The sequence below is a fragment of the Fervidobacterium gondwanense DSM 13020 genome, from assembly GCF_900143265.1.
GTDB lineage: Bacteria > Thermotogota > Thermotogae > Thermotogales > Fervidobacteriaceae > Fervidobacterium > Fervidobacterium gondwanense.
The window spans coordinates 1-26,840 of sequence record NZ_FRDJ01000007.1 but is presented as its reverse complement, the minus strand read 5'-3'; the positions used below and the strand labels follow the sequence as shown (position 1 = coordinate 26,840).

Sequence of the window (26,840 nt, the reverse complement as noted above, 5' to 3'; positions counted from 1 at the left end):
GAATATGGTTGACATTGAAAAACTCTACGTTGGACAAGTGTATGAAGTAAAGAAGATAGTCACAGACGAGATGGTAAAGCTCTTCGCAGAGGCAACAGGTGACAAGAACCCTGTACATCTGGATGAAGACTTCGCAAAGAACACGATATTCGGCGGAAGGATAGCTCATGGAATTCTTTCACTCGGAATCATATCATCTGTGCTTGGAACTGAATTCCCAGGTGCAGGCACGATATATCTAATGCAGAATGCCAAATTTAAGCGCCCAGTATACGTTGGTGAAGAAGTCACCGTAAAGCTCGTCGTGAAGGAGATAGATAAAGATAAGAGACGCGTTTTGATGGACACTCTTGTTGTAAAAGAAAACGGCGAATATGCAATCGAAGGTGAGGCGCTGGTCAAAGTTTGATGAATTTGCTTGATGGTGTAAGCACTCTTGTTGACAAAATTGTCAAAAATAAGGTAATTGCGATAATCGGTATAGAAAAGAACACCGGAAAAACAGAGACGTTGAATTACATAGTTAGTAAAATTAAGCATTTAAGAAAGGTAGCATTAACATCTATAGGCACGGATGGTGAAGAGAAAGATTTGGTCTACGGTACTCTTAAACCATCCGTGCATGTTGATTTGGATTTCGTATATACAACAACTGACGTATTCTTCAAACGAAAGAGAATCCTCTCGGAAATTCTTCACGTTTCAAAAGAACATACATCAACAGGACGATTGATAATCGCGCGGGCACTCGAACCGGGAAGAGTTATCCTATCAGGTCCTCCATCAACTGACTGGATGAAGAGAATTACTCGGCTTCTTAGTGCATATGCAGACATTGTGATTATCGACGGTGCGCTCTCTCGTTTCAGCCAAGCTTCACCGTTTATCGCAGAGGGTATTATCTTAGCTACCGGTGCTGCATATTCACTCAACAAGTCAGAAATTATTCGACATACAAGATATGTGTATTCTTTATGTATGTTGCCTGAAATAGAGGATAGCGAATATCAAATGCTCTCAAAAGCAGAGAATATAATGGTTTATAGCGGTGGCGAATGGAAAGATGCAAAGGTTCAGTCTGCGCTTCACTTGAGCAAATTAAGGGAAATGGATATAAAAAACATAGACAGAATCTATATCCCAGGTGCTCTTACCGACAATGTACTCAAGGTACTGCACGATAAAGAGATAATCATTCAGGATTTCACAAAGATATTCGTATCACATGAAACGTACACGAAATACAAACCGAGGATTAGAGTCTTCAAGAAAGCAAACATCATCGGAATCACAGTAAATCCATTTTCGCCAACAGGTTACATGCTCAACTCCGAAGAAATAATCACCGAACTTAAAAAATATATCGATATTCCAATAATTGATGTCAGGAAAGTGGAATAATACGATAATATCAATTTGAAAAAAGGTGGAAATGAAAAATGTCTACCATCATGCTTATACCTTCAAAAAGAGAAGATTTCGAAAGACTCACGGGTTCTGCATACATAAAAGAGCAAATTGCTCCTAAAACACCCATGGGGCATATTTATTTTAAACACCTCCAACCATTGAGTGCTGAGAAGATTGATCAACATCTTGAGGACACGGAGGTGTTATTGAGCATATTGAAAAGTCCAGTTTTTTCTAAGTATATAGAAGAGATTGAGCATGACCTTGAATGCGTTATAGACATCTCGCATACGCTCAAAAGATTATCAGACGGCAATGTATTGGACGAAATAGAACTCTTTGAACTGAAAAACTTTCTAATTGTCTCCGAAAACCTGAGACGGAAAATAGAAGCGCTCTTTTCTAACGCATCGCAGAGCATACCACAAATCTTGTCAATTGAACAACGTTTCCATATTCCTGATCTCTCAAAACCGTTAGATATACTCGACCCAGAGGGGTTGCGGATTCCAACGTTTTATATATACGATGCTTACGACGAAAGGCTTAAAGAAATTAGACAGAAGAAGAGAACAATTCTGAAAGAAGAGCTTAATAAATTTGCGGATTCATCCGACAATCCTCAAATGCTCGAGCTAACTCAGAGAGAGCACGAACTTGAAGCTGAAGTATTAGAGAAAATCAGCATGAGTCTGAAAACCTATTCAAAAGCTTTAAGCGAAGCAATAGATAAAGTACAGTATCTCGATGTGATACTTGCAAAAGCACGCCTTGCAAACGATTTGAACCTTTCAAAGCCGAACCTGAGCGGCTATGATAATTGTGATAAGATAAAAATCACCGGAATGTTCAACCCGCAGTTGAGAAATGAGCTTGAAAAAAAAGGAAAAAATTATCAACCTGTTGATGTAACCATAGAAGAAGGCGTAACCTTGATTGTCGGTGCAAACATGTCAGGCAAGAGCGTAGTTTTAAGAACGGTAGCGTTGATAGAGTACATGGCTCTGCTCGGGTTTTTCGTCCCTGCGAAAAACTCGGTGCTACCCGTTGTAAGTGCAATAGCTCTGGTAACCGAAGATACACAAAAGCCGTTGAGCGGGCTATCTTCATTCGCTTCAGAAATTCTCATGATAGATGAAGCTTACAAAATCGCTAAGGAGAAACGGAAAGCTTTAATTCTCATAGACGAACCTGCCCGAACAACGAATCCATACGAAGGCTCAGCAATAGTGAATGCTATAGTAAAAGCCTTTGACAGCACAAATTGTTGGACGTTGATAGTCACGCATTTTGATGATATAAAATGTGAAAGGCGGTACAGAGTAAAAGGACTAAAGCCTGTTCAGAATACGAACTTGTTGCTGAAAGATATTCAAGATTTGATGGATTACTCTTTAATTCCGGACAATGGCACATCCGTTCCAAAGGAAGCATTGAGAGTGATGGAGATTTTGAATATTAGCGAAGATTTAGTATATGAAGCGAAAAATAACTTAAGAAAAAAATAAATAGACTGGAAAAATTAGCAAAAGATTGGAGGGGATACGTTATGGAAAGCAAACTCGGTATAGACCCGAAGAAGGTTGAGCGAGCACGTGAGCTTGCAAAAGATATCGCTGTTGATGTTACGAACTTTGTCCAGAAGTACTCAACAGTGAGTGTTGAGAGGACGATATGCCGCTTTTTTGGTATTGATGGCATAAATGACGAGGGAATACCTTTACCGAATGTTGTTGTTGATCACCTCAAAGAAAAAGGCGTGTTGCAAAATGGTGCAGCACTGTACATAGGGAATGCGATACTTGAAACTGGAATGACACCTCAACAAATTGCAGAGGCTGTTGCATCAGAAAAGCTTGATTTATCAAAACTTCCAGTGCACGACATTAACGATATACGCGGTGTCGTCGATGGACTTGCTGATAAAGCCATTAAAATAATCGACGAGAAAAAAGCGGAGCGCGAAAAGATGCTTAAAGAACTCGGCGACCCAGCACAACCATATGTATACGTTATCGTCGCAACTGGAAACATATACGAAGACGTTGTACAAGCACAAGCAGCTGCAAGGCAAGGTGCGGATATAATAGCAGTCATCAGGTCAACTGCTCAGAGCTTACTCGACTACGTACCTTACGGAGCAACAACTGAAGGTTTTGGTGGTACGTTTGCCACACAAGAAAACTTCAAAATTATGAGAAGAGCATTGGATGAAGTAGGAAGAGAAGTAAAAAGATACATCAGGCAGACCAACTACAGTTCAGGACTGTGCATGCCAGAAATTGCGGCACTTGGCGCGCTTGAAAGGCTCGATGTCATGCTCAACGATGCACTGTACGGGATACTATTCAGGGACATCAACATGATAAGGACGATGGTTGACCAATACTTCTCAAGGATAATTCTCGGATATGCGGGTATAATCATAAATACTGGAGAAGACAATTATCTCACGACGGCTGATGCATACGAACAAGGATACACGGTTATATCCTCACAACTCATAAACGAACAACTCGCATTGCTTGCAGGCATACCAGAAGAGCAGATGGGACTTGGACATGCTTTCGAAATGGATCCATCGCTTGAAAATGGTTTTCTCTACGAACTTGCTCAGGCACAGTTATCGAGAGAGCTCTTCCCCAAAGCACCGCTTAAATACATGCCGCCGACACGATTCATGACAGGAAACATATTTAGAGGCCTTGTCCAAGATGCTATGTTCAACGTCATCGGTATCTGGACCAAACAAGGAATCCAGCTTCTTGGAATGATGACAGAAGCCATACACACACCATTCCTGTCAGACAGGTATATAGCAATTGACACTGCGAAATACATATTCAACAACATGAAAAACTTAGGTGACGAAGTGATATTCAAACCCGGTGGGATAATTCAGAAACGAGCGCAGGAAGTTCTCGACCAAGCTATCGAGCTACTTGAGAAAATGCGTGAAGACGGGCTCTTCAAATCGCTTGAAAAAGGCGTGTTTGCGAACACAAAGAGACCGATGAAAGGTGGAAAAGGACTCGACGGTGTTTTCGAAAAAGGACAGTATTACTACAACCCGTTTGTTGAGAAGATGCTTAATAGAGGGAAATAAAATAATAGATAACGACCGATTTGGAGGTGCGATAAAATGAGCGGAGGACTGTACTCGCTTGAGAAAAAGGAATACGATAAGACGTTGAATTTACAAGCAATAAAACCGTATGGAGATACAATGAACGACGGAAAAGTGCAAGTGAGCTTTACACTTCCAGTTCCAGATGGAGATGAAGCTGTTGAAGCGGCGAAGATTCTGATGAAAAAAATGGGACTTGATAATCCAATGATAGTCTACCACCACCAGCTCACAGAAGGCTTTACATTCTTTGTCGGATATGGCGAATGCGTCCATACAGTTGACTACATGGCGATAAAAGTCCCGAAAGTAGAAGTTCACAGAATGACCATGGAAGAAATAGACGAGTTCATAGAAAATAATATCGGGCGAAAGCTTGTCATCGTTGGTGCAACAACGGGGACAGATGCTCACACTGTTGGTCTTGATGCAATACTCAACATGAAAGGTTTTGCTGGACATTACGGGCTTGAAAGGTACAAGATGTTCGAAGTTTACAACATGGGAAGCCAGGTACCCAACGAAGAGTTCGTTGCAAAAGCGATAGAAGTTAAAGCAGATGCACTTCTTGTATCACAGACAGTGACACAAAAGAATGTCCACATAAAAAATTTAACAAACCTTATAGAGTTGCTCGAAGCGGAAGGTATAAGGAAAGATGTCATCGTTGTTGTCGGTGGACCAAGGATAACACACGAGCTTGCAAAAGAGCTCGGATTTGACGCAGGGTTTGGACCAGGAACATTTGCAGAGGATGTTGGGGCTTTCATCGCACAAGAATGGGTAAGAAGATTTGGTGGGAAAAAAGAATAAAGAAGATCACCAAGATTTGTGGATTCTTAACTCAACTCGTATATTGTTCCCAACAGTTGTTGCTTCACTTAGGCCATATTCTCTAAGTTTCTCAATAGGTACGTCGTTTCCAGCATAGTCGATAAAAACAGAACTGACGCCATTAACAAAATTTGTTCCAGAAACGAAAAACGTTTTGGGAACAGCAGAAATATATTCTTTCTCTTCCAGCAAATATATAGAAAGTGAAGTTAACGAATCGGGCTTCTCAAAATTAACGTGGTTCTGAACAGCCTTCTCAAGATTTTTGAACTGCTGTGCAATTTTACTAGTTCGTGTGTTCTCGTAAATCTTCGTTGAAGGGATTAAAGTTAACGCTACCGTCATTAAAAGAGAAATGATCATGATTGCTATAAGCAATTCAACTATGGTGAAGCCAAGACGGAATTTTAGAGACACAAACGGCTTCGTCAGCATATACCTCATCCTTTAAAAGCCAATCCCCCGTTTCCGGGGGATTGGTTGTTAATCCAGATAAATTACCACCATTTTTGCAAGTTGAATGTAAGTGTTAAGTCGGCACCTGTATTTCCCTGAACTTCTCCCATTCCATTGCTTCTTACTTTGTCTGCGTCAACATCTTTACCTGAGTATGTTATCGTACAGTTGTAAACTCCACCTGTTCCTGTTGTAACCGCAACTGAGAAATTCGTCGGTGTTGCGCTTAGATATTTGCTACTAACAAGTGTACCAATCGAAATCCCCGTAATCGCCGCCGCTGCTGTTGGTTTTTCTGTATTCCAGTAGTTCTCAACCGCTGTTTTAATGTTCCTGAAGTTCTGCGCAACCTGGCTTGCCTTTGCGTTTTTCACTGCGTTCAATGCAAGTGGTGTTGCAACTGCCATGAGCGCTGCGATAACCGCCAAGACTATCAAGAGTTCAACCAACGTAAAACCTTTTCTCATACTACCGACCTCCCTTTTTCAAGATTTACATTTGTATTATAACACCATAGCAATAATTTAAACCATTGTGAGGATAAAACGTAGAAATCTTAGAATGAAAAGCACAAAATTAAGTATGAAATGCAAAAATTCAAAAGTGAACGAAATACATACAAACAAAAAAACCGCAGTAAGTGAAAAACTTACTGCGGTATTCTTTTAAACTGTTATGATTTTAAATTCTTCAGTATTACTCACCGATCTGCATTCTGACAAATCTTGAAACTTGGATATTCTCTCCAATCTTTGCGATTGCTTGCTGAATCATGTCCTTAATTGTTATTGTCTGGTCAAGGGCATATTTTTGTTCGAGCAGACAGTAGTCCTGATAGAAGCTTTCGAGTTTTCCTTCGATTATCTTTTCAATGACTTGTGTTGGCTTTCCGGAATCTTTAAGCTGGTCTCTGTATATTTCTTTTTCCTTTTCAATAACATCAGCTGGTACATCTTCTCTCTTAACCCATCTTGGAGCCATCGCTGCAATGTGCATAGCTATCTTTGTTCCAAGTTCTTTGAATTCATCTGTTCTTGCAACGAAGTCTGTTTCACAGTTAAGTTCTACAAGAACGCCGAGTTTTCCGTTGTGGTGGACGTAGGAAATGATAAGTCCCTCGTTCGTTTCTCTTCCGGCTTTTTTTGCTGCTTTTGCGAGACCTTTCTTCCTGAGAATTTCAATAGCTTTTTCGACATCTCCATTCGCTTCCGTAAGTGCGTTCTTACAATCCATCATACCTGCACCGGTTCTTTCGCGTAGTTCTTTAACCATTTGTGCGCTAATTTCCATGTTCCATACCTCCCTGTTATTTTATTTGAAAACTCTTTAAATTTTCGCCTCCCGCCATTCTGTGTCCAGCACTAAGATATAATTGTAACCCAATTCTTTAAGTATTTCAATACCTCTTTCAACGCCTCTTCCTATTTGGTTTAAACTATGTGCGTCTGACCCTATGGTTATATTCCTTCCGCCAAGGGATTTATAAAGCCTTAAAATCTCGAACGATGGATTTGGTTCTCCGTATAATTCAATGCTGGCTGTGTTAATTTCTAAGGACTTTCCTTGACTTATCAAGAGCTTTAAAATGTCTGTTATTATATCAAAAAGTTCCTTTGAGAAGGGCTCATTCTGATTCTGATACCTTCTCGGAAAGTCGAGGTGTGCCAAAGCATGGTATCCATCAAATCTTTTCATTATATCATACAAACGCAAAAGATAGTTCCTATACGATTCTTGATTTATAGGTTCTTCTACGTAGTGGTGCGACAGGAGAACATAGTCAAATTTCTTCGTATCTACGTTCAATTCTTTAACTCCATCCCAACCGAGTTCAACCCCTACTGGTAGTGAATATCTTTCCATTTCTTTTCTGTATGTATCGATATCAATAGTGTTTGCATGTTCATCAGCAAGTTCATAGTGGTCAGTTATTATTATATGCTTTATTTTCTTCTCCCTTGCAGCGTTGATGATATCAAGAATTTCCGATTCTGAGTCCGGTGAATAGTTGCTGTGTATGTGGTAGTCCGCCAAAAGTTCTCGTACTCTCACCTGTTAACCTCCTCAATTGCTTTTATTAAACTCAAGAATATTGGATGTGGAGCGCCTACTTTCGACTTGAACTCTGGGTGGTACTGTACACCTACAAAGAATGGATGATTGTCCAACTCAACGGCTTCTAAGAACTCAGCTCTGCCTGAAATTGTAAGTTTGTAACCTTCTTCTCCGGGGAGTTTGTACATAAAACCATAGTTGTCAGTATCCGCTTCGTATCTATGCCTGTGCCTTTCATGAACCGCATCTTCGCCATATATAGAGTACAATTTCGTTCCCTTCAGAACCTCCATTCTTTGAGCTCCAAGCCTCATCGTGCCACCGAGGTTCATTATCTTTTTCTGCTCTTCCATCATATTAACAACTGGATGTGGTGTATCTTCATAGAACTCTGTTGAATTCGCATCTTTTAAGTTAAAAACGTTTCTTGCGAATTCTATAACCATAAGTTGCATACCAAGGCATATTCCGAGTATTGGTTTTCTATTTTCCCTTGCGTATTTTATAGCCTTTATTTTCCCTTCTATTCCTCTTCTTCCAAAACCGCCGGGAATAATCAGTGCGTCAAATGAAGAGAGTTTTTGAGCAACACCTTCATCGTCAAGCTCTTCAAGTTCTTGTGCGTCTATTACAACCGGTTTTTGCACCCCAGCTAAAAATATCGATTCAATTATGCTCTTGTACGCATCATCTGTTCCAAGATATTTACCAACGAGTGCAATTCTGTAAGGTTTGAAAGATTTCGGATACGTCCAGTTGAGTGGTTTATCCTCAAGTTGTAAGTTCAATCTATTTGCTACAAGCTTATGCACACCAGCTTCGTAAAGCGTTTCAGGAATTTGATACACATTTCCTATGTCCGGAAGGTTTATAACCATTTCCCTTGAAACACCGCTGAACAAAGCTATCTTGTAAAGACTTTGCGAATCGATAGGCATTTCACTTCGTACAACTATTATGTCAGGCTGTATACCAATTTTTCTTAGCAACTGAACTGACTGTTGTGTTGGTTTAGTCTTGAATTCATTCGTTACTCTCAAATACGGTACGTACGTTACGTGAATAAAGAGAAAATCATTTCTATTCTTTTCAAATGCGAGTTCGCGGACAGCTTCAAGAAATACTTCACCCTCTATGTCTCCAACCGTACCACCAATCTCTATAGACAGAACCTTACCAGGCATGGAAGTAATTCGCTCTTTAATTTCAGATGTAACGTGAGGAACAACTTGAACAGTTGAACCTAAATACTTTCCTTCGCGTTCTCTTTGGATAATTGCAGAGTATATCTGCCCTGCCGTTATGTTGTTTTTTCTTGTCATGCTAACTCCGAGGAATCTTTCGTAATGCCCCAAATCAAGATCTGCCTCGTAACCGTCATCTGTTACAAAGACCTCGCCATGTTGATTTGGATTCATTGTTCCTGCATCGACATTTAAATACGGGTCTATTTTTAAAACATTAATGTCCACCCCTGCTTCTTTTAGTGTTCTTGCCAAAGAAGCAGAGAATATTCCTTTACCTATTCCGCTGAGCACTCCGCCAGTCACAACTATATACTTCTCGGGCATATACTGCACCCCCAAGTTTCCAATTAATTGTACATGAATCACACAGCTTGCGAATTATTGTGCAACACCACTTAACACTTATGACAAGTTTACACGGATATTTGTCAATCTTCAAGGAAAAACTTATTAAGTTTCGTTAACTTTTTGTTTTGTTTAAGTAAGAAGGCTTTTCTTCTGTAGATTTATCATCTTAACAGTAGATGTTTTCGCACAATGATATATAATTAACTTTGGAAATATTCAGAATTTAACAGAGGTGGTATTTAAGTGTTGAATATTGAAAGAATAGAAAATATACCACACAAACCAGGTGTATATTTTTTCAAGAAAGATAAAGAGTACATATATATAGGCAAAGCTAAAGACCTCAAGAAGAGGTTAACGTCTCATTTTAAAGCCAAGGAAGGGAAGAGTAAACTCATAGTCGAGGAAGCGGACGATTTAGAGATAATGATACTGGAAAACGAAAAGGAAGCTCTTATCCTTGAAGCCAATATGATTTATGAACACAAACCAAAATACAATGCGATGCTGAAAGATACGCAGGTGTATCCGTACATTAGAGTTTCTGAAGACGAAATTCCGTACCTCGAAATTGTCCGTGCACGGAAGGGTTTTGGGCTATTCTTTGGTCCCTTTACTAACGTATCTTTTACGAGACAGTTGTTTGAAGTGCTTAGAAAGGTCTACAAGTTTAGAACATGTAAGAGAGATTTGAGGCTCGTTAAGAAACCATGCATGGATTATCATCTTGGATTGTGTTCAGGTGTATGCATAGGTGAGGAGAGCAAAGAGGAATACAACCAAAGAATTTCGGAACTGATGAGAGTCTTGAAAGGTCAGTTCTTAAATGTCGTAGATTACGTGAAATCTAAGATGGAGCAGCATGCAAAGCTACTGGATTTTGAAAATGCAGCAAAATACCGCGATATACTGCTCAACTTCAACAAAGTTATGGAAATGCAAGGGGTTGTCTTAAGCGAAAATATTAACCTTGATGCAGTTGCAGGAAAACACGGTACATATTTGGTTCTGAAAATCCGTTCAGGTTATCTGATAGCAAAACTGGTCTACGAATTTGACGGTTCTTTAGAAGATTTTATCGAACAGTTCTATCTGACAAAGAATTCAGATATACCTGAAATGATATTAGTAGAGCATAGGACAAAGAGTATAGCAGAGCTTGAAAAGATTTTGAATGTAAGATTCATTATTCCAAGTAATGATGAACAATTGCAAATATTGAATAAAGCTGTTGACAACTTGAACTACGAAGTTGGTCTCATACTCTCTAATAGATCTATTTTAAAACAGATGAAAGAACTTCTTGGTTTAAGCAGATTCCCGAAGAGAATAGAAGGCATTGATATCTCACATTTGGCAGGTAAGAACACTGTCGCATCGCTTGTAGTATTCGAAAACGGAGAAGTGAAGAAAGATGAATATAGGAGATACAAATTAGGCGATGTGCTTGATGACTTCAAAAGCATAGAGATGGTCGTAAAACGACGATATGTTAAACATGAGTTGCCGGATTTATTGTTTGTCGATGGTGGAATTGGGCAAGTAAATTCTGCATATAATGCTTTGAAAGAAATCAACAAGGACTGTGATGTTATAGGTTTAGCAAAAGAGGAAGAGATAATAGTTACAAAACATGGCATGGTAAGGTTAGACTACAATCATCCAGTACTAAGACTTTTAGTAAAGTTACGGGACGAAACGCACCGCGTAGCCAATAAGTTTACTCGCGAGTTATCATCTAAGAAATCGCTAAGAAGCGTTTTAGATGATATAAAATTGATAGGTCCAAAACGCAAACGCTTATTACTTGAACGTTACACTTCGGTTGATGAATTGAGAAATGCGTCAAGGGCAGAAATCGAGCAATTAATAGGAAAAAAGGCTGCAGAAAGTTTGCTAAGTGAACTATCTGGTCTCAGAGATGTTTAAACTAATGTTAAGTAAGTTGATAATCACGGCATTGGTGTTATAATTTATGAAGTAAAAGTAAAACACCCTACAATCTCAATTTTTTAAAATTCTTATAGGAGGTGGGTTTAGTTGACCACGTTTATCATCAGGAGGTTACTTTTGTTACCACTGATAGTGGTTGGTGTCTCACTGATCATCTTCAGTCTCTTTCAGATTCTCGGACCAGATAAACTTCTCGCTTCGTACGTGAACCCCAACGTTTTCGACAAGTTAACACCAAGCGAACTCGATGCGTTAAAAGAAAAGTATGGGCTTAACGATCCGTTTGTTCAACGATATGGAAAGTGGCTCTGGAATGCATTAAAAGGAGATTTGGGTTGGTCTCAAGTCGGTAAAGAGCCAGTTCTAAAAGCTATTTGGAGTAGGTTCCCGTATACGCTTGAACTTGCACTCTACGCTTTGTTACCAGTAGTTGGTGTAGGTATATGGCTCGGTGTAGCGGCTGCAGTAAATCGTGACAAGTTTTTAGACCACTTTATAAGAATATTTGCTATCGTTGGATGGTCATTCCCAGATTTTGTCTTCGGATTGCTCATATTAATGGTATTCTACTCTGTCCTTGGCTGGTTCCCGCCAGGAAATCTGTCACAATGGGCAGAAGAAGTTGTCAAATCGCCTGAATACCTAAAAGTCACTCATCTTTTGACAATTGATGCTTTGATAAACGGAAGACTTGACATTTTCTGGGATGCATTGCGACATATCATAGGTCCTGTAATGACGCTCTCATTCCTCTGGTGGGCATACTTGCTTAGAATAACAAGATCAAGTATGCTTGAAGTTCTTTCTAAGGAATATGTTAGAACGGCAAGAGCAAAAGGTGTTGCCGAACATGATGTAATTCACAAACACGCAAAAAGAAATGCGATGATACCTGTTGTCACAGTTGCAGGTGCAATGGTCATCGGTCTTCTCTCTGGTACGGTTATCGTTGAAGTCATATTCAACAGAACAGGTATAGGTAGACTTGCAGCAGAGGCTGCTGTACAACTTGACTACGCAACAGTGCTTGGAAACACTCTGTTCTACTCAACTATACTTGTCCTTGGTAACCTCATCATTGACATACTTTACGCAGTATTCGACCCAAGAGTCAGACTTGGTTGAGGAGGTGCCAGAAAATGAGCGAAAATGTAGTTACCAAAACGAAAACAAATACAGAATTTAAGAGAGTGATGCGGAAAATTTTAAGAAACCCTTCCGCTGTTCTTGGATTTGTCCTATTAGCTTTCTTCATCTTAGTGGCAATTTTTGCACCTCTTATTGCTAAACCGTTGAACCCTCTCATGTTAGATGAAAATGGAAACCCGACGAAACTTGATGATCCTTACATAATGCCTATCATTACGTGGAGTTCCGAACCTGTTCCACCGTCAGCGGAACATCCATTCGGTATGATTCAAGGTAGGGATATATTCTACGGTGTTGTGTGGGGTACAAGAACTGCGTTCTTTATAGGTTTAACGGTGACTATCATCTCAACCATTTTTGGTATAATAATTGGTTCTATCGCCGGTTACTACGGTGGTTGGTTAGACGAAATTCTCATGAGGATAACGGACGTTTTCATGTCTATTCCTTTTTTGCTTGCTGCGATGGTTCTAACCACAATTCTTGGAAATGGTCTTGACAAGGTGATGATTGCAATGACCGTATTTGGTTGGATGGGTGCTGCAAGGCTTATAAGAGCTAATATCCTTCAAGTGAAAGAAGAACAATTCGTTCTTGCAGCAAAGGCACTCGGAATAAAGGACTATTTCATAATCATGAGGCATATCTTACCAAATACAATTTTCCCAGTTCTTATACAAGCATCAATGCGTATGGGTTCCCTTGTTATCACTGCTGCTGGTTTGTCATTCCTTGGACTTGGCGCACCGGTCGGATACGCAGATTGGGGTTCAATGCTTAATTTTACGCGTAACTGGATACTCGGAACTAGCGGGTCGGCTTTCACTTACTGGTATGCCGTTTTCTATCCAGGTATGGCAATGGTACTTTTCGTTCTTGCTTGGAACCTCGTCGGTGATGCTCTAAGAGACGTATTTGACCCAAGACTTAAATGACGGCTGGAGGTGAAGAAATTGGAAAAGACACCACTATTAACGGTAAGTAATTTGAGAACCTATTTCTATACAGAAGATGGCGTTGTTAAAGCTGTCGACGGTGTGGATTTCGAAGTCTACGAAGGTGAGACACTTGGTATCGTTGGTGAATCAGGAAGTGGTAAAAGTGTCACATCGTTGACGATATTAAGACTTCTTGACCCAAAAGGAAAGATCGAAGAAGGTAGCGAAATCATTTTCAATGGGAAGAACTTGCTTGAACTTAACGATGACGAAATGAGAAAGATCAGAGGTAACGAAATTGCGATGATATTCCAAGAACCAATGGTTGCACTCAACCCAGTTTTCACAATAGGTGAACAGATAATGGAAGCTATATTGCTCCACCAAGATGTTGATAAGAAAACAGCAAGGCAAATGGCAATCGATATGTTGAGAAAAGTTGGAATTCCTGAACCTGAGAAACGCGTCGACGAATACCCACACGAACTATCCGGTGGTATGAGGCAAAGAGCAATGATAGCTATGGCTCTATCATGCAGGCCCAAATTGCTCATAGCAGACGAGCCAACGACTGCTCTCGATGTTACTATTCAGGCTCAGATACTCGAATTGATGAAGGAATTACAAAAAGAATACGGAATGGCAATTATATTGATTACCCACGACGTAGGGGTCATTGCAGAGAATGCAGACCGTGTCGTTGTTATGTACGGCGGTAAGGTTATGGAGACATCTGATGTAAAGACAATTTTCAAAAAGCCAAAACACCCATACACCTGGGGTCTTTTAAATGCTATACCGAGGCTTGATATTGAACAAGACAGGCTTTACAGCATACCCGGTATGGTACCTGATCCACTTCACTTCCCAGTTGGTTGCCGTTTCAGCAACAGGTGTGAATTCAAAGAAGATAAATGCTCCGTTGAGATGCCACCACTTGTTGAGGTAGAACCAGGACATCTCTCAAGATGCTTCTTCTACCGCAAAGTTGAAGAAGCTCAAAAAATATTGAAGGCTGGTGAAGGAGCATGAGCGAAGTAAGGACACAAAACAATTCAACGATGAGCAACACAACTTCTGAAAAGCAGGTTCTCCTCAGAATTGATAATCTCGTTAAACACTTTCCAATCAAGGCTGGTGTTTTCAAAAGAATTGTAGCCTGGGTAAAGGCAGTCGATGGCGTAAGTTTTAATGTGTACAAAGGTGAAACTGTTGGTCTCGTTGGCGAATCCGGTTGCGGTAAGACGACTGTTGGTATGACACTTCTAAGGTTGTATGAACCAACATCCGGAAGGATTATTGTGGATGGTGAAGATACAACACATTACTTCCTTCCAAGCTGGAAAGCAAAGCAGTATGTCAAAAAGAATTACATAGACAAATTCAAAGAAGAGGGTTTTGTTCCAAAAGACGATGTAGACAAGAAGTATTTTGAAATCTTCACCAAGAGCGGAGAAGAAGCTCTGGTGAACTATCTTACAAACGATTTGCAAGAAAAACGCCTTCAATTTAGAAGGGATATCCAAATTGTTTTTCAGGACCCGTACAGTTCTCTTAATCCAAGAATGAGAGTAAAGAACATACTTGCTGAAGGTCCTATCGCACACGGTATGATTACAAAATCCCAAGCTATTGACCGAGTTGGTAAAGCGCTTGAAGAAGTAGGCATTCACAAGAATCACATGTACAGATTCCCACACGAGTTCTCCGGTGGTCAAAGGCAAAGAATAGGTATCGCAAGAGCATTGCTGATGAATCCGAAGCTTATAATCGCAGACGAAGCGGTAGCTGCTCTTGATGTCTCTATTAGGTCTCAGGTTATAAACCTCATGATGGACCTTCAAAAAGAGCACAATTTGACATACTTGTTCATTTCACATGATTTGTCGTTGATTAAATACATTTCAAGCAGAGTCGTTGTCATGTACCTTGGTAAAGTTGTAGAAACAGCTCTCAAAAAGGACTTATTTGATGAACCACTGCACCCATACACAAAAGCGCTCATGAGTGCAATACCAGTACCAAACCCGGAATTCAAAAAGCAGAGGATAATACTCCAGGGCGACGTTCCAAGTCCAGTTAATCCGCCAAGCGGTTGTCCGTTCCACCCGAGGTGCCCAGTTGCAAAACCAATTTGTTCAAAGGAAAAGCCGGAGCTAAGAGAAATTAAACCTGAGCATTTTGTAGCATGTCACTTCCCAGGAAGTCTGTAATAATACAAAAAATTGAGCCGCCTTTTTAAAAAGGCGGCTCGTTATTTTTTAGTTCATTTGTTGATTTAAGCGTATATATCTTTTCTGTTGTAATAAACAATACAAAAAGCAAATCCAACAAAATACATCAAAACAACTATTGAAAACGCGAGCCAGTGGAACTCACCGGTTTTAATAATATCCGCTGGGTCAAAAATACCAAAAGGAGTGAATTTTTTAACATAAGAGTATTCTTCATACACCCTTGCGATTAAGCCGAGTATGTAGAAAAACCCGAGTGCAAATATTGTACCCGCATCTGCCAGTGTCCTTTTTCTGAAAATCGTTGAAAGCACGTTCCCAATAAGGGCCATAAAAATATGCACAGCCCAGAAAGATAGTGAAATATACCAGAAAAGATTTGTGTCAAACGGTTTAACTTTGTAAGTGTTGAACATCCACAAAAGTGCGAAAGAGATTATTGTATCGTAGATCAGAAGTATAACAGTAACTACAAGGAGCTTTTCAAAAACATACCTGCTTCTGCTTATTGGCTTTGACAAAAGGAATTCGACAGTTTTTTCGTGTTCTTCTTTGGAAAGCATTGACGATGCTAAGCGCATGACGTAGAAAGTTGCGAAGAGCGAAATCCAAATCTGCCCTTGCATTGCAAAGAAGTGGAGTATATTTGAAAAATCAATTTGGTCAATACCAAAAAGCTTTAGGAAGGCTTTGGGCAACAGTTGCATCTTAGAGCTGAAAAGCCCGCCCTCACCAGCGAAACTTGGAAAGAGTGCAGAATACATATACTGAATACCGATGATAAATATCAGCCAAATAAGAAGTGATTTAAGATTTCTCCTGAATTCCCATTTGAAAACTTGCATCTATTCCATCCCCTTTCTTTTGTCGTTAGGTCAATTCTCTTGAGAAGGCTTATAGAGTTCTTCAAAAACATCCTCTAAAGCCAAGTCTTCTACGCTTATATCGGAAAAGTCAAGGTTCAAAATTAATTCCTTCAGTTTTTCTGGATTTCCATCAAAATAAATTATGTACCCTCCGTTCTCTATACCCTCATTTATTTCGACAAATTCTGCAAACTTTGAACTTATGTTGTCTATGCTATTGGCTTCTTTCAAGCTCACAACTATTTTCTTCATGCTCCTCTTGAACTTTGGAGGCGTTACGATATGCCCTTCTTTTATAAATATAACCCTATCGCAAAGCTTCTCAACTTCGCTCAGCACGTGAGATGACAGAAATATACCAACGCCACTTTCCTTCTGTTCAAGCAATATTTTGTAAAATGTTTTTTGCACAAAAGGATCCAACCCATTTGTTGGTTCGTCCATAATAAGCAGTTTGGGTTTGTGTGCAAGTGCTTGAATTATCGAAACTTTTTTCTTATTACCCATAGATAATTCCTCAAATTTTTTGTTTAAAGGTATATCAAAGATTTTACACAGCTGTTCACAATAATTGTCATCAAAATTCTTATAAAAACTTTTGTAAAGCTCCAGTATCTTTATAACTCGAGCATCATCGTAGTAGTTAGTCTCACCCGGTACGTACCCTATCTTTTCAACTAATTTTGGAAGACTTTTCTGGTTAACTTTCTCTCCAAATACTTTTATATCTCCAGCATCTGGTATTAGGTATCCCATAATTGTTCTAATCGTTGTTGATTTTCCAGCACCGTTCGGACCTACAAACCCCACTATCTCTTTCTCATTAACTATGAAACTGACATTTTCAATTCCTATTTTCTTTCCGTAAAATTTGGTAAGATCTTGTACCTCCAATAACACATTACCACCTCCGTGAATGTTACACAAATGAAAGTTAGCATTACTAATAAGATTATATCACAACACAAATAAAAAGAGCCCCATTTCGGGGCTCTGCTTTCCAACTTCTTGATAATAACAATTATTTGTATTCTTCTGCGAGGTATTTCTTAATTTCAGAATCTGCTTTCTTGATAGCACTTTCCATATCAACTTTACCGTTGATAAAGTCATTGAACATTGTGCTGACTACGTTTCTAATTTCTGTCCAAACTGAGAGTTGTGGGTCCATCTTCGCATTGTCAATCTGCTGTAGTGGTATTTCAAGCAATGGGTCTGCTTTGGCTGCGTTCTTCCAAATTGTCGTTTGAAGTGCTGCTTTCCTGACTGGCAAGTAACCAGTATTGACTGCCCAGTAAGCTGTGACTTCTGGAGAGATTAAGTACTTCATAAATTCCCAAGCAGCTCTTTTTTCCTCTTCCTTAGCCGTTGTGAACATTATTACATCTGTACCTGCGAACGGAACGTTTCTTGTCTTCCAAACTGGTACTGGTGCCCATGACCACTGGAATTTACCCTTCGCTGATTGTTCAACGTATGTTCTACCTGCTATTGTGTCGATGTAGGACAACACCGTGCCTTGACCAAATATGTCGTTCAAATAACCGCCTTGTGCGAACGCAGCCTTATCGTCAAGCAGTTTTTTGAAGAACGTAAGAACTTCTCTGGTTTCTGGTGAGTCTATTGCAGAAACATATTTGCCATCTTTACCGAGCTTAACAATGTCGCCACCGCGCATCATTAGGAAAATTTGGAATGTGTCAACTGTTGTTCTGAATGCGAAGCCATATACATCTGGTTTTCCGTCTTTGTTCTTATCTTTTGTCAATGCCTTGGATGCATAAAGAAGCTCATTTATTGACTTTGGCGCACTTACGCCAGCTGCTGAAAATGCCGTTGCATTATAGTAGAAAATGTAAAGACTCTTGTTGAAAGGTACTGCATATACTGTTGTTCCCCATGTACAGTTGTCTCTGAAAGCTTTGAATACGTCTTCCCATTCAGCTTTGGTCATACCTATCTTTGGATCATTTATATACTTGTTCAATGGTTCAACGATCTTGCTCTGCAAGAGCTTTGCTGTCCAGTTTGCATATGCCTGTGAAATAGTTGGAAGCTGACCTGCTTGGACGCCAGCAAGGAGTTTCTGCTGCAATGCATTGTAGTTACCAATATATACCGCTTCAACAACGATATCAGGGTGTGATTCGTTGAATGCCTTAACTATCTGGTTGAGTGTCTCACCCTGTGCACCACCCATGGCATGCCAAAAGACCACTTTCGTAGCACCGAAGAACGTGACCGCTAAGACTAACAAGCTGACGATAAGGAACTTCTTCATACCCTGTACACCTCCCGTTTGATTATGAAGAATCGAAGATTCTTACCATACTACCGTAGCATACTATTATATCATGTTATGTTAAGAAACTAATAAGACATTTTAAGTTTAAAAAATCGCCTACAGGTCCAATTTCAGCGATTTTACAGGTCCCCCTTGCTCTATAGCAATTTTATTCAGTTTTTCTAAAATCTCGTCTTTATTTAAACCCATTCGTTCGATTTCTTCGCCAAGCGTTCCCCATTTTACATCACCGCAGACTATAACTTTGATACCAATTTCGAGCAACGGTGATATCAGATAGGGAAAGTGTTCAGCAATTTCTTCAAAGCTTGTATTCTCTTTTATATATTTTTCATTCAGCCCGTTCATATTAACACCTCCACGCACTATTTCGTACATTTAATTCTTATTCATTGCAACCACAATCGGATGTATTGCTCTTGGCTTTGCAATTTTTAGTATCTTTATTGCTTCTTTTATCGTGCTTCCTGTAGTAAGAACATCGTCTATAAGGATAATGTTTCTATCTGATATCTTCCGATCTGCACTATCTACTAACGCAAATTTTCCTCTCACAGCCTCGGTTCTATCAGTAGTCTGGAGTTGATCTGTTTCTCGAAGAGCCGTTAGCGCTTTTAAAACAGGTATTCCAATTTCTTTTGAAAGTGCTTTCGCAATAAGGTACATATGGTCATATCCCCGTTTGTTCTTAGCTGTTTTAGTAGCTGGAATATATACTATGAAATCTGCGGCTATTAAATGTAGCTTAATCGTTTGCGAAAGCATCTTGGAGAATACTTTGGAAAGAGAATGATGATTTCTAAATTTGTAAGCGAGAATAAAGTCTCTGAGTTTCTCTTCGTATATTCCGAAGTATTTGACTTCAATGTTTTGTATGAATCTTCCAGTCATTGACGGCGGGCCATCAATAACCTTTACACAATCTTCGCAAAGCCTCTTTCCAAAACTTTGTTTTCCACAGACGATACATTCCGTGTTCGTTGCAATGTTTAAGACTGATTCAACTATCTCGTTTAATCTGTGAAGCATTTCCTCATATTTTTGTTCAATTACACCCATATTCTCAAGCTTCAAAGCTCCAGTATTTCGTATTCTTTTTGCTCCGGTCGCAATATTACTGCTGTTGACCTTCCTGTCAGATATCCGCATGATTCACCCGGATTTATGACAAGAGTCTTTCCTTCTGTTCGTATATCAAGCTGATGTGTATGACCGTAGAAGACAAAATCATAGAGTTGCGATTTTATGGCGGGAACAAGAGCGTACGGCTCATGCATCAAAAATATTCTGAAGCCGTGAAGTTCTTTTTCGTACGGCTGATTGTGGAGTTTGTTTTGGAATTTCTGCATCAAGAACAGCTTCTCACCATCATTGTTTCCAAAGATACCGAAGAATTCAATCTCATCAATCAAAAAACACGGCGCCACAAACGGTGAAACTATATCACCCAGATGAAAAATATGAGTTACGCCCTTTTGCTTTGCTATTTCAATAAATTTCTTGACGTTTGGTATGTTATCATGCGAATCACTTATTATCATCCATACTTCTTCCTTCTTGCCCAACACTCTCAACCTCCTCCTTAAATCTTGTGAAACGCATCATCAAGAATAGACCTATAAATATTATGAGATAATATGTTACAAGCCTAAACACGAATATACCAGTCATTGATGCTCGAGCACCATATATGTGTGAGAACACCATTTGATAGAATCCCTCTATACCACCGCTTGAACCCGGAGTAGGTACATAGTACACGATAGTATTAAGCATTGAGATGACACCCCAAATAGTAGTTAGAGGTACTTTTACATGACTCACATATTCTATAGATAACTTAAGCATCAGTGGAGACAATACAGATACTAAAATACCAAGAGCAACATCAACTAAAACAATCCAATAATTTTTTAATAGCAGTGTTTTCGTTGATGCACTCATATTATCAAGCCATGCAAGGGCCTTTATTTCTTTCTCTTGTATCTTTTCAGATTTTGTGAATTTCAAGAAGAATTTGAAAATCTTGTACAAAAATTCTTTGTTAACAAAGGCAATAAATCCGGCAATGCTGATACCTAAAGTAACTAAGAAGCCAACAATTATAACAGATAGACCGACAGTTCCTCTGAGAATTCCTACTACATCTTTGAGAAATATTATATCTACAACAGAAACAATTATGATTCCCTCAAACATTCTAACTATGGATATATTAGTTGCGTCATGTGAGGAAATTCCATTCTTTGTCAAATGATAGATTTGAAAAGGCTGACCACCAATAGACATAGGTGTTACGAACGAAAAGAAGATTGTGAAAAAGAAGTTTTCAAAAGAACGCCAAAAAGACAATCTATACCCCATGAACCTAACAAAGACCATTGTTCTGATGGCTTGTATTGAGTAATCTAAAAAAAGTAGGACTATGAGTATACCAAATCCCTTCAATGGAAATGACCTTAGAGCTGTTATTGGATCTTGCTTTGCAAAGAAAAGTCCAACGATGTTAACAATAGCTAAGCCTATTATCACAGCTATTATAACGTTAATTAATATCTTCTTTAAGTTCAATCATATCTCCCCCTACACATTTTACCCACGCTTATTTTATCAATATATTCTATTCTCAATAAAAAGCTTCACAAGTGCTATATCTTCTTGGCTTGTAATCTTAAAATTCAACCTGCTTCCCTGAACATAATAAATTTCATATCCGTTTGCAAGTACAATGGAAGCATCATCTGAAAAAAGATGAAGGTTTTCTATTTCACTCTCCATGGAGGACTTAATGATTTTATGCTTAAAAGTTTGAGGAGTTTGATGCAGGAAGATCTTGCTTCTCGGGACAATCTCGTCAATCTTAACACCGTCTTCAGAATAGCCCACAGTATCAGTAGCATTAATAGCAGTTACAACAGCGCCAAATTTTTTAGCATATTCTATGTTATGACTAATTATTTCTTTACTAACTAATGGTCTCGCACCATCGTGAATCAAAACGATATCATCTTCTTTTGCAAACGTTCCTAAAAAACTTACACCATTCCACACGGAATGCTCTCTCGTATCACCACCTGGAATGATGTAAACCTTATCTTTGAAATTCTCCAACTCTTTTTTGGTTTCTTCAATATACTTTTCAGGCGAGACAACTACTATTCTATCAAAGAGTTCCAGATTTACAAACTTGTCAACTAAATACTCAACAATCGTTCGATTACTTATTTTATAAAATTGTTTGGGCTTCTCCCATCCAAAACGCGAGCCTATTCCACCAAACATGAGCAATGCAAAGACTTTGGTATCTTTAATTTTTTCACTATTTGACATTTTCTCTCTCTTTCCTTTCTTGCACGAGTTTTAAAAATTCCTCTTCGTTTATGATTTTCACGCCAAATTTCTGTGCTTTCTGTAACTTACTACCAGGGTTTTCACCAACCACAAGATAATCAGTCTTCTTTGATATGTTATCTGTGAAATGTCCACCTAAGGATTCGATGTACTTTTTAATTTCCTCTCTTGAAAAGTTGCGGAGCGTACCAGTAACACATATTGTAAGTCCGTCGAGTATATTCTCTTCTTCGGTTATCTTGCTCTCCAAATTTACGTTTGCACATTTCAGCTTTTCAATTATTTCCCGCGTCTTTGGTGCTGCAAAGTATGTTACGATACTCTCAGCGATATCTTCTCCAATTCCCTCTATTTGTAAAAGTTCGTCAATCGAAGCATTCACAAGTTCATCGAGATTCCTAAACTTCTTTGCTATGACTTTTGCTGTTTTCTCTCCAACATCCGGTATACCAAGCCCAACGATCAACCTTTCAAGAGAGGTATCTTTAGCCCTCTCTATTTCGCTTAGAATATTCGATATCATCTTAGGACCAAGCCCACTGATTTGCGAAAGGTCAAATATCGTAAGGTAAAACAAATCTGCTATGTCCTTGACTAAACCGGCGTCGACTATCTTCGAAATAATCTTTGGACCGAGTCCTTGGATATTTAAAGCCTCTCTTGAGACAAAGACCTCAAGATGCCTTTTCAATTTTGCACTGCAGTGAGGATTAAGACATTTGTAAGCAACATACTCACCTGACTCTTTACCAACGGGACCTCCACATACTGGACATGTTTCAGGTGGCGCTACTGGTATTTCGGAACCGGTTCGCAAATCAGCGATAACTTGAACAACTTGAGGAATTATTCCGCCAGCTTTTTCAATAAGTACATAATCACCGATACGTATGTCTTTTTCTTGGATGTAATCAAAATTGTGTAACGACGCACGTTTAATAACCGTTCCTTCTAATTCAGTTGGCTCAAATTCAGCAACCGGCGTTATTACACCTGTTCTCCCAACTTGGTATGTAACGCCCAATAGTTTTGTTCTTGCTTGCTGTGCTGGGAACTTAAATGCAATTGCCCACCTTGGTGCTTTTGCAGTCCAGCCAAGCTCATTCTGTTTTTGAAAATCATTGACCTTGATTACCACACCATCTACCCAGTATTCCAATTCATGCCTTTTAGCAGCCCATTCCTGCCAATAAGCGATAACCTCTTCTATTGAATTGCACAATCTATTGTGAGGGTTGACTTTAAAATGGAGCCTCTTTAAGAATTCAAGAGCCTCCCAATGAGTTCTTAGGTTATATAAGTTTGGCTTCACAACAAAATAAATGAAAGAATCGAGCTTTCTCTGAGCAACTTCGCTTGGGTCCAAGAGGTGGAGAGTACCTGCCGTGGCGTTTCTTGGATTCGCAAATGCTGGCAAACCATTTTCCTCTCTCTGCTGATTGTATTCCTCAAAGTAACTAACCGGCATGTATATTTCACCGCGCACCTCAATATCTATCGGTTCGGGCAATTTGAGAGGGATTGATTTAATTGTCTTCACATTGGCGGTAATGTCATCTCCTCTGAGTCCATCGCCTCTTGTAATAGCTTTCATTAAGATTCCTTTCTCATACCTTAAAGCCACTGACACACCATCTATTTTAAGTTCAGCAACGTATTCGACATCACCAACAGATTTTCTTACACGTTCATGGAAGTTAAGCATCTCAGCTTCGTTGTAAGTATTATCTAAACTCAACATTGGTTCGCTGTGTTCAACTGTTTCGAAGCCTTCCAAAAGCTGACCCCCGACTCTTTGCGTTGGCGAGTCAGGGGTTCTTAATTCAGGATACTTTTCCTCAAGCTCTATCAGTCTTTTCATCAGTTTGTCATATTCTTCATCTGTTATTACAGGGCTTGCAAGAACGTAATAACGATAGTTGTGGTACTCGATTTCATTTCTTAGCTTTTCTACTTCTTCTCTTATCTTTTCGGGAACCATTCTTTACACCACTCTTTTCCCTTAATTCATAGGTTTGCTCAACATCTTCTGTTTTCACCTTCTTCTTGCTTTTCTTACCTTTCTTTTCAATTTGTTCGCTCTTTTTACCTCTATTGCTTTTGGCATTACTTTCAAGCATTCTCAATTCTTCATCTGTAGGTATCTCAAAATTTATCTCCATTCTGATTTTATCAGCTCGAACTACCTTAGCTTTTAGCATATCGCCGATCCTATAAACAGTTCCAGTATGCTTACCCACAAGCATACTTTTAACATCGTCGTAGTAGTAATAATCATCAAGTGTCGACACGTGAATCAAACCTGAGATGTATTTATCTGGAATCTCAACGAACATCCCAAATTTTGTCACTGAGGTCACAACGACATCGTATATTTCACCTATACGTTTGGATATATAGTCTATCTTCTTCAAGGCATCGTAATCCCATTCTGCTTCGTCGGCAACGCGTTCACGTTTACTGCAGTGGACGGCTGCTTTTGCAAGGTATTTTTCTAACTTCTTCATTTCCTTTTTCTGTATAGCTCCACCTTTTTCCAAGTACAGCTTCAATAATCTGTGTACAATTAAGTCTGGATAACGTCTTATAGGAGACGTAAAATGAGTGTACGCTTCAGACGCAAGTCCAAAATGTCCAACGTTGCCCGGAGAATACACGGCACGTTTCATAGAGCGAACTAAGAGTCTTTGAATACTACTTCTCAGTGGATGGTCTTTCGTCTTCTCGAGTAATTCTTGCAGAACTCTTGGATGCACCCTTTGTGGCAGTTTCATCTTTATACCTATGGCACTAAGATAATTCTTTAATTGCAAAAGCGTGTCAAAATCAGGCTCCTCGTGGATACGATATAGAAACGGAATATCTGCATTGTGGAATATTTCAGCCACCGTCTCATTAGCTTTAATCATGAATTCTTCGATAATGACTTCTGACTCTCCGCGTTTTCTCGGGACTATGTCAACCGCATGACCCTGTTCGTCGAGAACAATCTTTACTTCGTCCCCTTCTATGTCGAGAATAGCTCCTCTGCGCCTTCTGTTTTCTCTAAGCACATCTTTCAACTCTTTCATGAGATATATATGCTCTGCAAGGTCTTTCAATTTATCGCCTTCTGGTTTATCTTCCAAAAATGCGTTCACGTCGTCGTATACTAATCTTCTGTAACTTCTAATCACGCCGTTTCCGACTTTGTAGTTCACAACGTCACCATCTCTATCGATTTCCATAAGCAAAGACATTACCAGCCTATCTTCACCTTGCACAAGACTACACAGTCCGTTTGAAAGCTTGAACGGGAGCATTGGTATTACTCTATCAGCTAAATACACGCTCGTTGCACGATTATAGGCTTCTTGGTCGAGTGCAGTTCCTGGCTTTACATAATGAGCAACATCTGCAATATGTACGCCCAGCAAATAATTTCCATTAGGAAGTTTTTTTACTTGCACAGCGTCGTCGAAATCTTTAGCGTCAGGTCCGTCGATTGTGACTATAATTTCATCTCTGAAATCCCATCTGCCCTCGATATCTTCTGGTCTTACGTTATCCGGCAACTCGGCAACTTCCTTTAAAACTTCTTCAGGGAATTGCACTGGCAAATTGTGTTTCACAACAACAGTTGGAAAATCAGTAGCTGGGTCTTCGACCTTTCCAAGCACCTCAATTATTTTTGCCTCAGGCGACCTTTTAACTGAAGGATAGCGGGTAATCTCTGCAACAACCTTCATTCCAGGCTTTGCGCCGTTGATTTCTTCAACAGGTACAGCAAATTCGTATGGAAGTTTTGGATCATCCGGTATCACAAATGAAAATTGCCCGCGTGTCTGAAAAACACCGACAAACTGTTTTATTCCACGTTCCAATATGCGTACGACTCTACCTTCGGGTAGCTCGTACCACTTGCCAACAATCTGCACTTGAACCTTGTCTTTGTGCATTGCAAGATTTGTTTTTTCAATAGGAACCGCTATCTCTTGCCCGTCGTCTGTTAAGACAAATGTTAAATTACCACTTCTCGTAAATTCTATTGTACCAGTAAAGAGATTTCCCTTCGTGATTGCATATCTTCCGTCGTCTCGCTTAAAAATAAATCCACTCTCAGTAAGCTCTTCCAATTGTTCTTTCAACAACTGTTTTTCTTTATCATCGTTTAACCCAAAGTATCTGCACAGTTCTTTAAATGTCATTGGGGTGTATTCTTCAGACTTAAAAAATTTTTTCAACTCGTTTTTCTTAGGCACGTATAGCCCTCCCTCGTATAATAAGTTCGGTAAAAATTAAAATTGGTCTTTGAAAATTGAATGCATATTTTTTAACACCTCTGGTAAAATAGTTTCAGGTTGCCCCTCCTTGAGACTTTGTTCTCTTAAATAAGATTGCCTAACTAGAGTACAGCTTTTTACTTGCCGGAAAATGTTTTGCCTCGTTTTCTTATGTACCGCGAGGTTGTAAGGCTGTACTCAATCCGGAGGTGATTCCTTTGGCTATTTTAGCTATTGATGTCTCAAAGAACTATCTTTCTTTCTTTTCTGATTTCATCGGTAGTGGGACTGTTGAGAACTCTCCT

25 protein-coding genes are annotated in these 26,840 nt (G+C 39.4%); 10 read left to right on the top strand and 15 right to left on the bottom strand.

Features of this window, described 5'->3' with window-relative positions:
• Positions 1 to 4: 4 nt before the first annotated feature.
• Genes BUA11_RS06765 through kamE form a run of 5 tightly spaced genes read left to right on the top strand, consistent with a single transcriptional unit; the run spans position 5 to position 5,350 of the window.
• Positions 5 to 409 (top strand): MaoC family dehydratase, encoded by a 405-nt coding sequence (locus BUA11_RS06765; protein ID WP_072759752.1) that lies wholly within the window; start codon positions 5 to 7, stop codon positions 407 to 409.
• Positions 409 to 1,401, top strand: a complete 993-nt coding sequence (gene kamB, locus BUA11_RS06760; protein ID WP_072759750.1) for a lysine 5,6-aminomutase reactivase subunit KamB — start codon at positions 409 to 411, stop codon at positions 1,399 to 1,401. Before BUA11_RS06765 ends, kamB begins: the two co-directional genes overlap by 1 nt.
• A 38-nt stretch (positions 1,402 to 1,439) precedes the next feature.
• Positions 1,440 to 2,918 carry a lysine 5,6-aminomutase reactivase ATPase KamC gene (kamC, locus tag BUA11_RS06755; protein WP_072759748.1) on the top strand — a complete coding sequence of 493 codons (1,479 nt, stop codon included), beginning with the start codon at positions 1,440 to 1,442 and terminating at the stop codon, positions 2,916 to 2,918.
• Positions 2,919 to 2,959: 41 nt separating this feature from the next.
• Positions 2,960 to 4,516 carry a lysine 5,6-aminomutase subunit alpha gene (kamD, locus tag BUA11_RS06750; RefSeq protein WP_072759746.1) on the top strand — a complete coding sequence of 519 codons (1,557 nt, stop codon included), beginning with the start codon at positions 2,960 to 2,962 and terminating at the stop codon, positions 4,514 to 4,516.
• A gap of 36 nt (positions 4,517 to 4,552) precedes the next feature.
• Positions 4,553 to 5,350 (top strand): lysine 5,6-aminomutase subunit beta, encoded by a 798-nt coding sequence (gene kamE, locus BUA11_RS06745; RefSeq protein WP_072759744.1) that lies wholly within the window; start codon positions 4,553 to 4,555, stop codon positions 5,348 to 5,350.
• A 6-nt stretch (positions 5,351 to 5,356) separates the two neighbouring features.
• Here the strand turns inward: kamE and BUA11_RS06740 are convergent, their stop codons facing one another.
• The 5 genes from BUA11_RS06740 to BUA11_RS06720 all read right to left on the bottom strand — a co-directional run bounded on the left by BUA11_RS06740 (position 5,357) and on the right by BUA11_RS06720 (position 9,453).
• Positions 5,357 to 5,815, bottom strand: coding sequence for a type II secretion system protein (locus tag BUA11_RS06740; protein WP_072759742.1), 459 nt, complete (start codon positions 5,813 to 5,815; stop codon positions 5,357 to 5,359).
• Positions 5,816 to 5,868: 53 nt separating this feature from the next.
• Positions 5,869 to 6,294, bottom strand: a complete 426-nt coding sequence (locus tag BUA11_RS06735; protein ID WP_072759740.1) for a type II secretion system protein — start codon at positions 6,292 to 6,294, stop codon at positions 5,869 to 5,871.
• 229 nt (positions 6,295 to 6,523) lie between these two features.
• Entirely contained in the window at positions 6,524 to 7,117 is a 594-nt protein-coding gene (tsf, locus tag BUA11_RS06730; protein ID WP_072759738.1) for a translation elongation factor Ts, read from the bottom strand.
• Between the two features lie 36 nt (positions 7,118 to 7,153).
• Positions 7,154 to 7,879: a histidinol-phosphatase HisJ family protein gene (locus BUA11_RS06725; RefSeq protein WP_245789603.1), complete on the bottom strand. Its 726-nt coding sequence runs from the start codon at positions 7,877 to 7,879 to the stop codon at positions 7,154 to 7,156.
• Complete coding sequence (locus BUA11_RS06720) at positions 7,876 to 9,453, bottom strand: CTP synthase (protein WP_072759736.1); 1,578 nt, start codon at positions 9,451 to 9,453, stop codon at positions 7,876 to 7,878. Before BUA11_RS06720 ends, BUA11_RS06725 begins: the two co-directional genes overlap by 4 nt.
• A 267-nt stretch (positions 9,454 to 9,720) precedes the next feature.
• Here BUA11_RS06720 and uvrC point away from each other — a divergent pair, with 267 nt between their 5' ends.
• From uvrC to BUA11_RS06695, 5 genes are all read left to right on the top strand, one after another.
• Entirely contained in the window at positions 9,721 to 11,406 is a 1,686-nt protein-coding gene (gene uvrC / locus BUA11_RS06715) for an excinuclease ABC subunit UvrC (RefSeq protein ID WP_072759734.1), read from the top strand.
• 111 nt (positions 11,407 to 11,517) lie between these two features.
• Positions 11,518 to 12,555, top strand: a complete 1,038-nt coding sequence (locus BUA11_RS06710; RefSeq protein ID WP_072759732.1) for an ABC transporter permease — start codon at positions 11,518 to 11,520, stop codon at positions 12,553 to 12,555.
• A gap of 14 nt (positions 12,556 to 12,569) precedes the next feature.
• Positions 12,570 to 13,514 carry an ABC transporter permease gene (locus BUA11_RS06705; protein WP_072759730.1) on the top strand — a complete coding sequence of 315 codons (945 nt, stop codon included), beginning with the start codon at positions 12,570 to 12,572 and terminating at the stop codon, positions 13,512 to 13,514.
• Between the two features lie 18 nt (positions 13,515 to 13,532).
• Positions 13,533 to 14,549, top strand: coding sequence for an ABC transporter ATP-binding protein (locus BUA11_RS06700; protein ID WP_072759728.1), 1,017 nt, complete (start codon positions 13,533 to 13,535; stop codon positions 14,547 to 14,549).
• Positions 14,550 to 14,578: 29 nt separating this feature from the next.
• Entirely contained in the window at positions 14,579 to 15,730 is a 1,152-nt protein-coding gene (locus BUA11_RS06695) for an ABC transporter ATP-binding protein (protein WP_072759884.1), read from the top strand.
• 65 nt (positions 15,731 to 15,795) lie between these two features.
• Here the strand turns inward: BUA11_RS06695 and BUA11_RS06690 are convergent, their stop codons facing one another.
• The 10 genes from BUA11_RS06690 to rnr all read right to left on the bottom strand — a co-directional run bounded on the left by BUA11_RS06690 (position 15,796) and on the right by rnr (position 26,460).
• Complete coding sequence (locus BUA11_RS06690; RefSeq protein WP_072759727.1) at positions 15,796 to 16,596, bottom strand: ABC transporter permease subunit; 801 nt, start codon at positions 16,594 to 16,596, stop codon at positions 15,796 to 15,798.
• 30 nt (positions 16,597 to 16,626) lie between these two features.
• On the bottom strand, positions 16,627 to 17,517 hold the full coding sequence (locus tag BUA11_RS06685) for an ABC transporter ATP-binding protein (protein ID WP_072759725.1): 891 nt from the start codon (positions 17,515 to 17,517) through the stop codon (positions 16,627 to 16,629).
• Positions 17,518 to 17,638: 121 nt separating this feature from the next.
• On the bottom strand, positions 17,639 to 18,898 hold the full coding sequence (locus BUA11_RS06680; protein ID WP_072759723.1) for an ABC transporter substrate-binding protein: 1,260 nt from the start codon (positions 18,896 to 18,898) through the stop codon (positions 17,639 to 17,641).
• 120 nt (positions 18,899 to 19,018) lie between these two features.
• Positions 19,019 to 19,270: a hypothetical protein gene (locus tag BUA11_RS06675; protein ID WP_072759721.1), complete on the bottom strand. Its 252-nt coding sequence runs from the start codon at positions 19,268 to 19,270 to the stop codon at positions 19,019 to 19,021.
• 30 nt (positions 19,271 to 19,300) lie between these two features.
• Positions 19,301 to 19,981: a ComF family protein gene (locus BUA11_RS06670; protein WP_245789601.1), complete on the bottom strand. Its 681-nt coding sequence runs from the start codon at positions 19,979 to 19,981 to the stop codon at positions 19,301 to 19,303.
• 11 nt (positions 19,982 to 19,992) lie between these two features.
• A complete protein-coding gene (locus BUA11_RS06665; RefSeq protein ID WP_245789599.1) occupies positions 19,993 to 20,487 on the bottom strand; it encodes a metallophosphoesterase in 495 nt (164 codons plus the stop codon).
• The gene (locus tag BUA11_RS06660) at positions 20,450 to 21,493 is read right to left on the bottom strand and encodes a lysylphosphatidylglycerol synthase transmembrane domain-containing protein (RefSeq protein WP_072759719.1); all 1,044 of its coding nucleotides are present in this window, start codon (positions 21,491 to 21,493) and stop codon (positions 20,450 to 20,452) included. Before BUA11_RS06660 ends, BUA11_RS06665 begins: the two co-directional genes overlap by 38 nt.
• Before the next feature lie 39 nt (positions 21,494 to 21,532).
• Positions 21,533 to 22,252 carry a 2-C-methyl-D-erythritol 4-phosphate cytidylyltransferase gene (ispD, locus tag BUA11_RS06655; RefSeq protein ID WP_072759717.1) on the bottom strand — a complete coding sequence of 240 codons (720 nt, stop codon included), beginning with the start codon at positions 22,250 to 22,252 and terminating at the stop codon, positions 21,533 to 21,535.
• On the bottom strand, positions 22,242 to 24,254 hold the full coding sequence (ligA, locus tag BUA11_RS06650) for an NAD-dependent DNA ligase LigA (protein WP_072759715.1): 2,013 nt from the start codon (positions 24,252 to 24,254) through the stop codon (positions 22,242 to 22,244). The genes ispD and ligA overlap by 11 nt, the downstream gene beginning before the upstream one ends.
• On the bottom strand, positions 24,208 to 26,460 hold the full coding sequence (rnr, locus tag BUA11_RS06645; protein ID WP_245789614.1) for a ribonuclease R: 2,253 nt from the start codon (positions 26,458 to 26,460) through the stop codon (positions 24,208 to 24,210). The genes ligA and rnr overlap by 47 nt, the downstream gene beginning before the upstream one ends.
• Between the last annotated feature and the right edge of the window lie 380 nt (positions 26,461 to 26,840).

Bases quoted from the DNA above. Each gene is read 5' to 3' on its own strand.
- BUA11_RS06675 (WP_072759721.1), bottom strand. From the start codon at position 19,270: ATGAACGGGCTGAATGAAAAATATATAAAAGAGAATACAAGCTTTGAA.
- BUA11_RS06695 (WP_072759884.1), top strand. From the start codon at position 14,579: ATGAGCAACACAACTTCTGAAAAGCAGGTTCTCCTCAGAATTGATAAT.
- ligA (WP_072759715.1), bottom strand. From the start codon at position 24,254: ATGGTTCCCGAAAAGATAAGAGAAGAAGTAGAAAAGCTAAGAAATGAA.
- kamB (WP_072759750.1), top strand. From the start codon at position 409: ATGAATTTGCTTGATGGTGTAAGCACTCTTGTTGACAAAATTGTCAAA.
- BUA11_RS06705 (WP_072759730.1), top strand. From the start codon at position 12,570: ATGAGCGAAAATGTAGTTACCAAAACGAAAACAAATACAGAATTTAAG.
- BUA11_RS06765 (WP_072759752.1), top strand. From the start codon at position 5: ATGGTTGACATTGAAAAACTCTACGTTGGACAAGTGTATGAAGTAAAG.
- rnr (WP_245789614.1), bottom strand. From the start codon at position 26,460: ATGACATTTAAAGAACTGTGCAGATACTTTGGGTTAAACGATGATAAA.
- BUA11_RS06740 (WP_072759742.1), bottom strand. From the start codon at position 5,815: ATGAGGTATATGCTGACGAAGCCGTTTGTGTCTCTAAAATTCCGTCTT.
- BUA11_RS06690 (WP_072759727.1), bottom strand. From the start codon at position 16,596: ATGCAAGTTTTCAAATGGGAATTCAGGAGAAATCTTAAATCACTTCTT.
- BUA11_RS06720 (WP_072759736.1), bottom strand. From the start codon at position 9,453: ATGCCCGAGAAGTATATAGTTGTGACTGGCGGAGTGCTCAGCGGAATA.
- kamD (WP_072759746.1), top strand. From the start codon at position 2,960: ATGGAAAGCAAACTCGGTATAGACCCGAAGAAGGTTGAGCGAGCACGT.
- BUA11_RS06735 (WP_072759740.1), bottom strand. From the start codon at position 6,294: ATGAGAAAAGGTTTTACGTTGGTTGAACTCTTGATAGTCTTGGCGGTT.
- kamC (WP_072759748.1), top strand. From the start codon at position 1,440: ATGTCTACCATCATGCTTATACCTTCAAAAAGAGAAGATTTCGAAAGA.
- BUA11_RS06680 (WP_072759723.1), bottom strand. From the start codon at position 18,898: ATGAAGAAGTTCCTTATCGTCAGCTTGTTAGTCTTAGCGGTCACGTTC.
- kamE (WP_072759744.1), top strand. From the start codon at position 4,553: ATGAGCGGAGGACTGTACTCGCTTGAGAAAAAGGAATACGATAAGACG.
- BUA11_RS06670 (WP_245789601.1), bottom strand. From the start codon at position 19,981: ATGGGTGTAATTGAACAAAAATATGAGGAAATGCTTCACAGATTAAAC.
- tsf (WP_072759738.1), bottom strand. From the start codon at position 7,117: ATGGAAATTAGCGCACAAATGGTTAAAGAACTACGCGAAAGAACCGGT.
- ispD (WP_072759717.1), bottom strand. From the start codon at position 22,252: ATGTCAAATAGTGAAAAAATTAAAGATACCAAAGTCTTTGCATTGCTC.